Below are 12,030 nucleotides of genomic sequence, written 5' to 3' on the forward strand. Positions count from 1 at the left end.
AAACTGGTCAGCCGGGCAGAATTCCTGGGAGCGCTCGCGAACAGCGTCGAGCGCCCTTATTCAACAAGAGGAGGACACTCGTATGACCACCCTGACTCGTGCCGATTGGGAGCAACGTGCTCGCGATCTGAAGATCGAAGGCCGCGCTTACATCAATGGCGAGTACACCGATGCTGTCTCCAGTGAGACCTTCGAGTGCATTAGCCCGGTCGATGGCCGTCTGCTGGGCAAAATTGCCAGCTGTGACGCCGCCGATGCCCAACGTGCCGTTGAAAACGCCCGCGCCACTTTCAACTCCGGTGTCTGGTCACGCCTGGCGCCAGCGAAGCGCAAAGGCACGATGATTCGTTTCGCCAGCCTGTTGAAGCAGCACGCTGAAGAACTGGCCTTGCTTGAAACCCTGGACATGGGCAAACCCATCAGTGATTCGCTGTACATCGACATTCCTGGTGCTGCCCAAGCGCTGAGCTGGAGTGGCGAGGCAATCGACAAAATCTACGACGAAGTGGCCGCGACCCCGCATGATCAGCTGGGTCTGGTAACCCGCGAGCCAGTCGGTGTGGTTGGCGCTATCGTGCCGTGGAACTTCCCGTTGATGATGGCGTGCTGGAAACTCGGGCCGGCGTTGTCCACCGGTAACTCGGTGATTCTCAAGCCTTCCGAAAAATCACCGCTGACCGCCATCCGTATCGCTGCGCTGGCCGTTGAAGCCGGTATCCCGAAAGGCGTGCTGAACGTCCTCCCAGGGTATGGTCATACCGTCGGCAAGGCGCTGGCGCTGCACAACGACGTCGACACGCTGGTGTTTACCGGCTCGACCAAAATTGCCAAGCAGCTGCTGATTTATTCCGGCGAATCGAACATGAAGCGTGTCTGGCTCGAGGCCGGCGGCAAGAGCCCGAACATCGTGTTTGCCGACGCACCGGACCTGCAAGCGGCTGCTGAATCGGCTGCTGGCGCCATCGCTTTCAACCAGGGCGAAGTCTGCACCGCCGGTTCGCGTCTGCTGGTCGAACGCTCGATCAAGGATGCGTTCCTGCCGCTGGTAATCGAAGCGCTGAAAACCTGGAAACCAGGCAACCCGCTGGACCCGGCGACCAACGTTGGCGCGCTGGTCGATACCCAGCAAATGAACACCGTGCTGTCTTACATTGAATCCGGCCACACCGACGGCGCCAAACTGGTGGCGGGCGGCAAGCGCATTCTTCAAGAGACCGGTGGCACTTACGTCGAACCAACGATTTTCGATGGCGTGAGCAATGCGATGAAAATCGCTCAAGAAGAGATCTTTGGCCCGGTACTGTCGGTGATCGCTTTCGATACCGCCGAAGAAGCCATTCAGATCGCCAACGACACGCCGTACGGCCTCGCTGCTGCGGTGTGGACCAAGGACATCTCCAAGGCTCACCTGACCGCTAAAGCGCTGCGTGCCGGCAGTGTCTGGGTCAACCAGTACGACGGTGGTGACATGACCGCACCGTTCGGTGGTTTCAAACAGTCGGGCAACGGCCGCGATAAGTCGCTGCACGCGTTCGACAAGTACACCGAACTGAAGGCGACCTGGATCAAGTTGTAAGCGGTTAAAGGGCGCTCGCTGTCGTAACGGGCGCCCGAACAACGCAGATCCCCTGTGGGAGCGAGCCTGCTCGCGATAGCGGTGTAACAGTCGACGTCAGTGTTGAATGTTGCTCTGTTACCGCGAAAAGGCTCGCTCCCACAGTGCTTTGCGTTAGTCCATAAGAACATCCACAGGAGCGTGGAGCATGCGTTGGGCGACTTATTTCGCCGTGTTGGCGTCTGTCTTGAGTGTCGGTCTTGCCTTGGGCGTCAGCATGCCGCTGGTGTCGTTTCGCCTTGAAAGTTGGGGTTATGGCTCGTTCGCCATCGGTGTGATGGCGGCAATGCCGGCCATTGGCGTGTTGTTGGGCGCGAAAATCTCCGGTGACCTTGCGGCCCGTTTTGGCACGGCCAATTTGATGCGCCTGTGTTTGTGGGCGGGCGCTTTGTCCATCGGTTTGCTGGCGTTGTTGCCGAGCTATCCGGTGTGGCTGGTGCTGCGGTTGATGATCGGGGTGATCCTGACGCTGGTGTTCATCCTCGGCGAAAGCTGGATCAACCAATTGGTTGTCGAACAGTGGCGCGGGCGGCTGGTGGCGCTGTATGGCAGTAGTTATGCGCTGAGCCAACTCGCCGGGCCTTTGTTGCTGGGAGCGCTGGGCACCGCGCAGGATTACGGTTTCTGGGTGGGCGTCGGCCTGCTGACGGTTGCTCCCTTCCTGTTGCTGGGTCGTAGCGGCGCACCGACCAGCGAAGCCTGCAGCGTAACGCTTACTGACTTGCTGAAGTTTTGTCGGGGGCTGCCGGCGATAGCCTGGGCGGTGTCGCTGTTTGCCGCGTTTGAAGCGATGATTTTGACCCTGTTGCCGGTTTACTGCCTGCAGCAGGGCTTCACCACCGAAATAGCGCTGGCAATGGTCAGTACCGTGGTGGTGGGTGATGCATTGTTGCAATTGCCGATTGGCGCATTGGCCGATTACTTGTCGCGACGCACGCTGTTCACCGGGTGCGCGGTGGTGTTGCTGGTGTCGAGCCTGGCGATCCCGCCGTTGATCGATACCTTGCTGATCTGGCCGCTTTGGGTCTTGTTCGGTGCCAGCGCGGGCGGCTTGTTCACCTTGTCGCTGATTCTGATCGGCGAGCGTTATCGCGACGATGCGCTGGTGCGCGCCAATGCGCACATCGCGCAGCTGTGGGGCATCGGTTGCCTGATTGGCCCGTTGGCCGCAGGTGCCGGCAGCCAATGGATCAGCGGCCATGCGTTGCCGCTACTGATGGCGGCGGGCGCGTTGGGGCTGGTGATTCTGGTTTCTCGACAAGGCGCATTTGGCGCCGTTGCCGAGCCAGCCTAAAGCATCCGCTCAAGGCCCACGGTGGTGCTCATCCATGCGTTGAAGCGCCGCCACCAGTTACCCGGCTCTTTGGTCAGCGTGTGGATTTTGCCATCGTCTTCGGTGACCCAGACCACGTGTCCTTGTTCAAGCTTCACCTGGTAGCTCAAGGCCGGCGCCATGCCTTGCAGCGCCAGGTTGCGCAAGTGGCCAGCAAGTTCAGGGCTGTCCACCAGCACGCCGACTTCGGTGTTCCATAATACCGAGCGCGGGTCGAAGTTGAACGAGCCGATAAACGATTTTTGCTGATCAAAAATCATCGCCTTGCTGTGCAGGCTGGAGTCTGACCCCTGGTATGCGGAGCGTCGGAACAGATGCGGTCCGCTGCCGCCACGCTCGCCGGGCTGGCGGCGCAACTCGAACAGCTTCACGCCGTGCTCCAGCAGCGCCTTGCGATACGGCGCATAACCGCCATGTACGGCGGGTACGTCGGTGGCTTCCAGTGAATTGGTCAGCAAGCTCACCGATACCCCGGCATCGGCGCGACCGGTCAGGTACACCAGCCCCGGTTGGCCGGGGACGAAGTACGCCGAGATCATGATCAGCTCTTTGTTGACCCCGTTAAGTTCGGGCGCCAACTGCGTCGTCAGCAGCAGTTGAGGGTCGGGCTCGTCTTTGGCCAGTACTTTGCTCGGTGCATCCCACAGCGCCTGATTCCAGGCCCAGATAAGCTCCCGGCGCCAGATGTCCATGCGTGGGTGTGTGGTGTACGTCATCAGCTGCTGATACAGCGCGTGGTTCTGTTTGCGCGTTTCAGCCAGTGATTCCTCCAGTCGGGTCCGGGTGTTTGCCAAGTCCTTGTCGGTCGGTTTGCTGGACAGAAACTCATCTATTGGCTTGCTCAGCGCGCTGTTCCAGTACTGGTCAAAACTGTGCCCGAGTTGCTCGGCCACCGGGCCGACGCTGAGCATGTCGATGTCGGTGAAATTCAGGTTCGGTTCGGCATCGAAATACTCGTCGCCCAGATTGCGCCCGCCCACAATCGCCACGCTGTTGTCCGCCAGCCACAGTTTGTTGTGCATGCGCCGGTGTTGTTGGGACAGATTGAACAACCGGCCCATGGTTCGCGTCACGCCCGTGCTGCGCCCCAGATGCAGTGGATTGAACAGGCGGATCTGAATCTGCGGGTGAGCGGCCAGTGTGGCGATGATCTGGTCCAGGCCATCGCTGGTGGTGTCATCGAGCAGGATGCGCACGCGCACGCCACGGTCGGCGGCTTTGAGCAATTCGTCTACCAGCATGCGTGTGCTGATGCCGTCGTGAACGATGTAGTACTGCAAATCGAGGCTGCTTTGCGCGTTGCGGATCAGCTCCGCGCGAGCCAGGAAAGCTTCTGTGCTATTGGGCAGCAAGCGAAATCCCGACTGGCCTTGATAGGGCGCGGCTTGCGCCTGGATCGAGCGGCCGAACGCCGAGTTCGACGCCGGCAGCGCCTGGCTAGGTTCGCGGGGAACATCGAGGGTGGAGCAGCCACTGAGGAACGAGGCGAACAGCAGAAGAGCGAGCAGTGGCTGGCGGACTCTCACGTGAGGTCGTTCCCATTGGCGGCAAATGTCGGCATATGGACGTTGGTTTTCCGATAAAAGTCAGTCGGTGATGAAATCTGTTTCAGCCAGCAGTTTGATCGCCGCAGCACCCACTTTGCGCACCGCTTCTTCGATCTGTGGTGTTGGTTTGGCAGCGTAGTTCATCCGCAGACAATTACGGTACTTGCCCGAAGCGGAAAAGATGCTGCCGACGGCGATCTGTACGCCTTGATCATGCAAGGCACGATTCAGTTTCAGCGTATCGAAACCTTCCGGCAGCTCGACCCAAAGCATGAAGCTGCCTTGCGGGCGGCTGGCGCGGGTGCCGGGCGGAAAGTAGCGGCTGATCCAGTCAATCATCAGGTCGCGGTTACGTTGGTATTGAGTGCGCATCCGCCGCAAATGAGGTTCGAAGTGCCCCGCCTTGAGGAACTCGGCAATCGCGATCTGCGCTTGCGGCGCGGTGCTGCCGGTGCTGATGTATTTCATGTGCAGCACGCGTTCCAGATAGCGCCCGGGTGCCACCCAGCCAATACGCAGGCCCGGCGCCAGGGTTTTCGAAAACGAGCTGCACAACAGCACGCGGCCGTCTTCGTCGAAAGACTTGATGGTTCGCGGTCGCGGGTAGTTGTAGGCCAGTTCGCCATACACATCGTCTTCGATAACGGCCACGTCAAAACGCTGCGCCAGCGTCAACAGCGCGCGTTTGCGCGACTCCGGCATGATGTAGCCCAGCGGGTTATTGCAATTGGGCGTCAACTGTATGGCCTTGATTGGCCATTGTTCCAGCGCCAGTTCGAGGGCGTCGAGACTGATTCCGGTCAGCGGATCGGTGGGTATCTCCAGCGCTTTCAGGCCAAGGCCCTTGAGCGTTTGCATGGCCCCGTGAAAGCTCGGTGAGTCCACCGCCACAATGTCGCCTGGCTCGCAAATGGAGCGAATGCTGGTGGACAGCGCTTCATGGCATCCGGTGGTGATCACCAGGTCACTGGCGCTTAGCTGACAGCCAGAGTCGAGCATCAGGCGGGCGATCTGCTCGCGCAGTTCAAGCGTGCCATGGATATTGTCGTAATACAGGCCCGGCATGTCCTGCCGCCGGCTGATCCGTGCGAGGCCGCGCAGCAGCGGTTTCATGGTGGGCGTGGTGATGTCGGGCATGCCGCGACCCAGTTGCACCACATCCTTGCGCGGCACGGCGCGGATAAGTTCGAGCACCTGGTCCCACTGCGAAATATCCACCGGGCGCTGCGCCGGACGACCTACCGCTGGCAGCTCCGGCAACTCACGGCTGACCGGCACAAAGTACCCGGACTTGGGTTTTGGCATTGCCAGTCCGCTGTCTTCCAGCAGGCGATAAGCCTGCTGCACGGTGCTCAGGCTCACACCGTGCTCGACACTCAGCGCCCGCACCGACGGCAACCGGTCGCCGGGGCGGTAGAAGCCCTGTTCGATACGCGTGCCGAGCAATTCGGCGAGGTTGACGTAAAGGGTCATGGCGCAGTCTCGGTGTGAGTGATTCGGTCGACCAGTACAGATGAGGCAAAAATTTGTCATTCAGTGGGCAAAATAACAAATCTGTATCTAGTTAATACAGTTGCTTTGAATCTGTAATGGTTTGTGTCGCCCGCGCATCATGAAACCTCTGGCTACCCAAGTAAACAGGAGCAACTGCAATGAACGGCATGAGCGATGTGCGGCTGACGTTACACAGTCAGGAACTGACGGCAGGGCAAATAAACGGCACGCGCGAAATCATGCGTAATGCGCCGTCCGGCCTGAGTCGTTGGTCTCTGTTCTGGCATCGTCTGCATACGCGCAGAGCCTTGCTGGACTTGACGCCCGAGCAGCTCAAGGATGTGGGGTTGAGCCGCGAGCAGGCGCGGGATGAGGCGCTTAAGCCTTTCTGGCGGCTATGAGGTGTGTGGCTTCAGCGAAATCGCCATCGCCGGCAAGCGGGTTTCCTACAGATCGTGTGTTAACGCCCGCAATTGCGGTGTTTATCGCTAAATCTGGAGCAGGCTGGCATGCCGGCGACGGCGTTCGCAGGAGCGCCATCACCTCATCAAACCAACTCTTTCATTCGATGCCACAGCATCCCCAGCGCCAGCAGCGGTGAGCGCAAATGCTTGCCGCCGGGGAACGTTATATGCGGCACCTTGGCAAACAGATCGAACCCGCCGCTGTGTTGGCCGCTGATCGCTTCGGCGAGCAATTTGCCGGCGAGGTGCGTGGCATTCACACCGTGGCCTGAATAGGCTTGGGCGTAATACACATTCGGCTGGTCCTTGAGTCGCCCGATTTGCGGCAAGCGGTTGGCGCCGATGCCAATCATCCCACCCCATTGAAAATCGATTTTTACCCCGGACAGTTGCGGGAAAACGTCGAGCATCTTCGGCCGCATGTAAGCGGCAATGTCATGCGGGTCACGGCCCGAGTAATGGCAAGCGCCGCCGAACAGCAAACGGCGATCCGCCGAGAGCCGGTAGTAGTCCAGCGCCACCCGCTGATCACACACGGCCATGTTCTGCGGGAGCAAGGCGCGTGCCTGATCTTCACTCAGGGGTTCGGTGGCGATGATGTAGCTGCCGGCCGGCAACACTTTGCCACTGAGTTCAGGGTTGAGGTCGTTAAGGTAGGCATTGCAGCCCAGCACCAGTGTTTTAGCGCGGACCGTGCCCTTGGCGGTGTGCACCCTGACCTCGGTGCCGTAGTCGATACGGGTGACTGCTGATTGTTCGAACAGTTGCGCCCCCAATTGCCGGGCCGCGGCGGCTTCGCCCAAGGCCAGGTTGAGGGGGTGCAAATGACCGGAACCCATGTCGATCAGGCCGCCCACGTATCGGTCGGAGCCTACGACCGAGTGCATTTCGTTGGCTTGCAGCAAACGGGTTTCGTAGCGGTAACCCAATTCGCGCAATTCTTCGGCGTCCTCTGCGAAACCTTCGAGGTCGCGAGGTTTGTTGGCGAGGTCGCAGTAGCCCCACGTCAGGTCGCAAGGAATTTGAAAACGTTCGACACGCTGGCGAACGATTTCCACTGCTTCCAGGCCCATAAGTTTCATCTGGCGCACGCCTTGCGCGCCGACGACGTTAGCAAACTGATCAAGGCCATGACCGACGCCGCGAATCAGCTGCCCGCCATTACGTCCACTGGCGCCCCAACCTATTTTACGGGCCTCGAGCAGCACGACGCTCAGGCCGCGTTCGGCCAGTTCTAGTGCAGTGTTCAGCCCGGAAAACCCTCCGCCGACCACGCACACATCGGCCACCAACTCGCCTGTAAGCGCCGGGTAGTCTGGCTGTGGCAGGCTGCTGGCGGCGTAGTAAGAGGCGGTGTGCTGTTGGCTCGCAACCGGTTGTTGGGCACGGGCATTCATGTGCGTGTTCCTGATTCTTGTGTTTAGAAAATTTGACGGAGCATAAGCCGGACCTTCGAATGCGGGCAACATTGGTCGGTTGCTGCTGTATGGATCAGTGCCTTTGCTTCAGAATCACGCTCTATTTCGCGTTGGGTCATCGCCGCAATGAGCTGCAACAGTCAGAAAATCCGCACGCTGCGCCAGCAGATTCCCTCGTTCGAGTGCGTGCCAGGCTGCCATGACTGCTGTGGTCCGGTGACGACCTCGCCGGAAGAAATGTCCCGTCTGCCGCGCAAGACCCGAGCCGAGCAAGATGCCGCGATGGATGAACTCAACTGCGTTCATCTGGGGCCCAACGGCTGCACCGTGTATGACGAGCGGCCGCTGATCTGCCGGTTGTTCGGCACCACCAAGACGTTGCCATGCCCCAATGGCCGGGCACCGGTGGAGCTGATTCATCCACGGGTGGAAAAGCAGATTCATGAATACATGGCCAGCACCCGGCAGGTGTTGGTCTAGGCGGCATGTTCATTCAATAAGACTGCAGCGCCTGAATCGCCAGCAGGCTCGCCTCCATAGGGATTCTGGTCGAACATTGGCTGCACCACACCCCTTCATTGTGGGCGTGAGCCTGCTCGCGATGAGCCCCGAACCAGCACCCTCAATCCGGAATCGGCAAGCTCAGGCTCTCTTTCACCTCTTCCATCACGATGTAGCTCTTGGATTCGCGCACATGGGGCAACTTGAGCAGGATGTCGCCCAACAGCTTGCGGTACGAGGCCATCTCCGAGATACGCGCCTTCACCAGGTAGTCGAAATCACCTGAGACCAAGTGGCACTCCAACACGTGAGGGAGCTTGAGCACCGCGCGTCGAAACTCCTCGAAAGTATCGCCGGATTTGTAGTCCAGGCTGATTTCCACGAACACCAGCAAGCTGCCCTTGAGGTGCTGCGGATTCAGCCGGGCGTTGTAGCCCATGATGATCCCTTCGCGCTCCAGGCGCCGTACCCGCTCGGTACACGGCGTGGTCGACAGCCCGACCTTTTCCCCCAGCTCGGTGAAGGAAATGCGCCCGTCCGCTTGCAGGATCCGCAGGATGTTGCGGTCGATCTTGTCCAGCTCACGTTTGGTTTGAGTGTTGGTACGCATAGGGGATGCGCCTCCGTGAAAAGGGTTTTTGCCGAGAATTGTCGCCAAATATAGGCACTTATATAGTGAAAAGCACTGCCTAAACTTTTTTACACTGCGCACATCATTGCTTGAACACAACAAACGTCGGCGGTACGCCGCGATGAGGGATATGAAAATGCGCGTTATGGTCTTGGGTAGCGGCGTCATTGGTACCGCCAGTGCTTATTATCTGGCCCGTGCCGGGTTTGAAGTGGTGGTTGTGGACCGTCAGCCGGCCGCTGCCATGGAGACCAGTTTCGCCAACGCCGGGCAGGTATCGCCGGGTTATGCCTCGCCGTGGGCCGCACCCGGCGTGCCGCTCAAAGCCATCAAATGGCTGCTGGAACGCCACGCGCCGTTGGCGATCAAGGCGACCGCCGACATCGATCAATACTTGTGGATGGCGCAGATGCTGCGTAACTGCACCGCCAGCCGTTATGCGGTGAACAAGGAACGCATGGTGCGTTTGTCCGAATACAGCCGCGATTGCCTCGACGAATTGCGTGCAGAAACCGGTATTGCCTACGAAGGTCGCAGCCTGGGGACTACACAACTGTTCCGCACCCAGGCACAGCTTGATGGCGCCGCGAAAGACATCGCCGTATTGAAAGAGTCCGGCGTACCGTTCGAGTTGCTCGATCGCGCCGGTATTGCTCGCGTCGAGCCGGCACTGGCCAACGTCACCGACATCCTCGCCGGTGCCTTGCGCTTGCCGAACGACCAGACTGGCGACTGCCAGATGTTCACTACTCGCCTGGCTGAAATGGCCGTGAAACTGGGTGTGGAATTCCGCTTCGGTCAGGACATTCAGCGTCTGGACTACGCCGGTGATCGCATCAACGGTGTATGGATCGACGGCAAACTGGAAACCGCAGACCGCTACGTGCTGGCGCTCGGCAGTTATTCGCCGCAGTTGCTCAAGCCCCTGGGCATCAAGGCCCCGGTGTATCCACTCAAGGGTTACTCCTTGACCGTGCCGATCACCAACCCGGCAATGGCACCGACTTCGACCATTCTTGACGAAACGTACAAAGTTGCCATTACCCGGTTCGACAATCGCATTCGTGTGGGCGGCATGGCTGAGATCGCCGGTTTTGACCTGTCGCTGAACCCGCGTCGGCGTGAAACCCTGGAGATGATCGTCAACGACCTTTATCCTCAAGGTGGCGACCTGGCCCAGGCAAGTTTCTGGACCGGTCTGCGTCCAACCACGCCGGACGGCACGCCAATCGTCGGTGCTACGCCGTTCAGCAACCTGTTCTTGAACACCGGCCACGGCACGCTAGGCTGGACTATGGCCTGTGGTTCCGGCCGTTTGCTGGCGGACCTGATGGCGAAGAAAACGCCGCAGATCAGCGCCGAAGGCCTCGATATTTCCCGTTACGGTAAAACACCTCAGGAGTCCGCAAAACATGGCAATCCAGCGCCAGCTCACCAATGAGCGCATGAGTCAGATCGTTGCTCATAACGGTACCGTGTATCTGGCAGGGCAAGTCGGCGACACCATGAGTGCCGGGATTGAACAGCAGACCCGCGAAGCACTGGCCAACATCGAGCGATTGCTGGATTTGGCCGGCACTGATAAGAGCCATGTGTTGTCGGTGACGATTTACCTGAAAGACATCGACGCGCACTTCGAAGGCATGAACGCAGTGTGGGACAAGTGGCTGCCAAAAGGCGTCGCCCCGGCCCGTGCCACGGTTGAGTCGAAGTTGTGCGAACCAGAAATTCTGGTTGAGCTGTCGGTTGTTGCCGCGCTGCCATAACGGCCCAGGTACACACCGCTGACAAAATCCCTCTCCCGGTGCTACTGGCGGTTTACGCCGCCGGCCAGCGCCGGTTTTTTTCAATGACCGACTAGAAGTCTGCCGCCATGCGTCCAGCCCGTGCCCTGATCGACCTCCAAGCGCTGCGTCACAACTACCAACTTGCCCGTGAAGTCACGGGGGCGAAGGCCCTCGCTGTGATCAAGGCCGATGCTTATGGCCATGGCGCAGTGCGTTGTGCCCAGGCGCTGGAAAACGATGCGCAGGGGTTTGCCGTGGCCTGCATCGAGGAGGCGCTGGAACTGCGTACTGCTGGCATTCGGGCGCCGGTATTGTTGCTGGAAGGTTTCTTCGAAGCTGATGAGCTGGCGCTGATCGTCGAGCATGACTTTTGGTGTGTGGTGCACTCGCTGTGGCAGCTAGAAGCAATCGAGAACGCAACGTTGGGCAAGCCGATTACGGTGTGGCTCAAACTCGATTCGGGCATGCACCGTGTCGGGTTACATCCCAAGGATTATCAAGCGGCGTATCAACGGCTGCTGGCCAGCGGCAAGGTCGCGAAGATTGTGCTGATGAGCCACTTCGCCCGCGCCGATGAGCTGCACAGTCAAAGCAGCGCCGAGCAAGTCGCCGTGTTTGAAGCCGCGCGCCAAGGCTTGTCAGCTGAGATTAGCTTGCGCAATTCGCCGGCCGTACTCGGCTGGCCGCAAATTCCAAGTGATTGGGTGCGCCCTGGCATCATGCTGTACGGCGCGACTCCGTTTGAAGAAGCCAACGCGGTAGCTTCCCGCCTGAAACCGGTAATGACGCTCGAATCAAAGGTGATTTGCGTGCGTGAACTGCCGGCCGGTGAGCCCATCGGCTACGGCGCCAAATTCATCACCCAAAAACCGATGCGCGTGGGCGTCGTCGCGATGGGGTATGCCGATGGTTACCCCCGCCAGGCACCCACGGGTACACCGGTTTGGGTCGCAGGGCAGCGCAGTCAATTGCTTGGCCGAGTGTCCATGGACATGCTTTGCATTGATTTGACCGAAGTACCGCAAGCAGGCCTTGGGTCGACAGTGGAGCTGTGGGGCAATAATATCCTCGCCAGCGACGTGGCTGCCGCAGCCGACACGATTCCTTACCAGATCTTCTGCAACCTGCGTCGAGTGCCGAAGCTCTATTCCGGGGTTTAGCGCAACGCGTTGCGGCCCTGTGTCGCCCGCCCTGAACAGGATTCAGGCCAAAGTGTTGTAAATACTGAACGCTGTCGCCA

Annotated in this window: 11 protein-coding genes; 7 read left to right on the forward strand and 4 right to left on the reverse strand. The window is 59.6% G+C overall.

Features of this window, described 5'->3' with window-relative positions; translation table 11 throughout:
- Positions 1 to 82 precede the first annotated feature (82 nt).
- Together ACQR3R_RS18185 and ACQR3R_RS18190 are read left to right on the forward strand one after the other, a co-directional pair.
- A complete protein-coding gene (locus tag ACQR3R_RS18185; RefSeq protein ID WP_428273902.1) occupies positions 83 to 1,576 on the forward strand; it encodes an aldehyde dehydrogenase family protein in 1,494 nt (497 codons plus the stop codon).
- Between the two features lie 187 nt (positions 1,577 to 1,763).
- Complete coding sequence (locus ACQR3R_RS18190; protein ID WP_428273904.1) at positions 1,764 to 2,909, forward strand: MFS transporter; 1,146 nt, start codon at positions 1,764 to 1,766, stop codon at positions 2,907 to 2,909.
- Here ACQR3R_RS18190 and ACQR3R_RS18195 read toward each other — a convergent pair.
- Together ACQR3R_RS18195 and ACQR3R_RS18200 are read right to left on the reverse strand one after the other, a co-directional pair.
- A complete protein-coding gene (locus tag ACQR3R_RS18195; RefSeq protein ID WP_428273906.1) occupies positions 2,906 to 4,474 on the reverse strand; it encodes a phospholipase D-like domain-containing protein in 1,569 nt (522 codons plus the stop codon). The genes ACQR3R_RS18190 and ACQR3R_RS18195 overlap by 4 nt on opposite strands.
- A gap of 60 nt (positions 4,475 to 4,534) precedes the next feature.
- Positions 4,535 to 5,968 carry an aminotransferase class I/II-fold pyridoxal phosphate-dependent enzyme gene (locus tag ACQR3R_RS18200; protein ID WP_428273908.1) on the reverse strand — a complete coding sequence of 478 codons (1,434 nt, stop codon included), beginning with the start codon at positions 5,966 to 5,968 and terminating at the stop codon, positions 4,535 to 4,537.
- A 179-nt stretch (positions 5,969 to 6,147) separates the two neighbouring features.
- Here ACQR3R_RS18200 and ACQR3R_RS18205 point away from each other — a divergent pair, with 179 nt between their 5' ends.
- Entirely contained in the window at positions 6,148 to 6,390 is a 243-nt protein-coding gene (locus ACQR3R_RS18205) for a YjiS-like domain-containing protein (protein ID WP_428273910.1), read from the forward strand.
- Between the two features lie 146 nt (positions 6,391 to 6,536).
- Here ACQR3R_RS18205 and ACQR3R_RS18210 read toward each other — a convergent pair whose 3' ends face one another.
- Positions 6,537 to 7,850: an FAD-dependent oxidoreductase gene (locus tag ACQR3R_RS18210; RefSeq protein ID WP_428273912.1), complete on the reverse strand. Its 1,314-nt coding sequence runs from the start codon at positions 7,848 to 7,850 to the stop codon at positions 6,537 to 6,539.
- A gap of 147 nt (positions 7,851 to 7,997) precedes the next feature.
- Between ACQR3R_RS18210 and ACQR3R_RS18215 the strand changes: the two genes are divergently transcribed.
- Positions 7,998 to 8,351, forward strand: coding sequence for a YkgJ family cysteine cluster protein (locus ACQR3R_RS18215; protein ID WP_109785732.1), 354 nt, complete (start codon positions 7,998 to 8,000; stop codon positions 8,349 to 8,351).
- A 142-nt stretch (positions 8,352 to 8,493) separates the two neighbouring features.
- Here the strand turns inward: ACQR3R_RS18215 and ACQR3R_RS18220 are convergent, their stop codons facing one another.
- On the reverse strand, positions 8,494 to 8,982 hold the full coding sequence (locus ACQR3R_RS18220; RefSeq protein WP_003177284.1) for an Lrp/AsnC ligand binding domain-containing protein: 489 nt from the start codon (positions 8,980 to 8,982) through the stop codon (positions 8,494 to 8,496).
- Between the two features lie 157 nt (positions 8,983 to 9,139).
- Between ACQR3R_RS18220 and dadA the strand changes: the two genes are divergently transcribed.
- From dadA to alr, 3 genes are all read left to right on the forward strand, one after another.
- Complete coding sequence (dadA, locus tag ACQR3R_RS18225; RefSeq protein WP_428273915.1) at positions 9,140 to 10,444, forward strand: D-amino acid dehydrogenase; 1,305 nt, start codon at positions 9,140 to 9,142, stop codon at positions 10,442 to 10,444.
- Entirely contained in the window at positions 10,416 to 10,769 is a 354-nt protein-coding gene (locus tag ACQR3R_RS18230) for a Rid family hydrolase (RefSeq protein ID WP_428273917.1), read from the forward strand. Before dadA ends, ACQR3R_RS18230 begins: the two co-directional genes overlap by 29 nt.
- A 107-nt stretch (positions 10,770 to 10,876) precedes the next feature.
- Positions 10,877 to 11,950: an alanine racemase gene (gene alr, locus ACQR3R_RS18235; RefSeq protein ID WP_428273919.1), complete on the forward strand. Its 1,074-nt coding sequence runs from the start codon at positions 10,877 to 10,879 to the stop codon at positions 11,948 to 11,950.
- Positions 11,951 to 12,030 lie beyond the last annotated feature (80 nt).

Source organism: Gordonia sp. IEGM753 (genome assembly GCF_050321825.1).
Classification (GTDB): domain Bacteria; phylum Pseudomonadota; class Gammaproteobacteria; order Pseudomonadales; family Pseudomonadaceae; genus Aquipseudomonas.

Excerpts from the sequence above, each read along its gene's own strand:
- ACQR3R_RS18185 (WP_428273902.1), top strand. The coding sequence starts at position 83 with ATGACCACCCTGACTCGTGCCGATTGGGAGCAACGTGCTCGCGATCTG.
- ACQR3R_RS18190 (WP_428273904.1), top strand. The coding sequence starts at position 1,764 with ATGCGTTGGGCGACTTATTTCGCCGTGTTGGCGTCTGTCTTGAGTGTC.
- ACQR3R_RS18200 (WP_428273908.1), bottom strand. The coding sequence starts at position 5,968 with ATGACCCTTTACGTCAACCTCGCCGAATTGCTCGGCACGCGTATCGAA.
- ACQR3R_RS18205 (WP_428273910.1), top strand. The coding sequence starts at position 6,148 with ATGAACGGCATGAGCGATGTGCGGCTGACGTTACACAGTCAGGAACTG.
- ACQR3R_RS18210 (WP_428273912.1), bottom strand. The coding sequence starts at position 7,850 with ATGAATGCCCGTGCCCAACAACCGGTTGCGAGCCAACAGCACACCGCC.
- ACQR3R_RS18215 (WP_109785732.1), top strand. The coding sequence starts at position 7,998 with ATGAGCTGCAACAGTCAGAAAATCCGCACGCTGCGCCAGCAGATTCCC.
- ACQR3R_RS18220 (WP_003177284.1), bottom strand. The coding sequence starts at position 8,982 with ATGCGTACCAACACTCAAACCAAACGTGAGCTGGACAAGATCGACCGC.
- dadA (WP_428273915.1), top strand. The coding sequence starts at position 9,140 with ATGCGCGTTATGGTCTTGGGTAGCGGCGTCATTGGTACCGCCAGTGCT.
- ACQR3R_RS18230 (WP_428273917.1), top strand. The coding sequence starts at position 10,416 with ATGGCAATCCAGCGCCAGCTCACCAATGAGCGCATGAGTCAGATCGTT.
- alr (WP_428273919.1), top strand. The coding sequence starts at position 10,877 with ATGCGTCCAGCCCGTGCCCTGATCGACCTCCAAGCGCTGCGTCACAAC.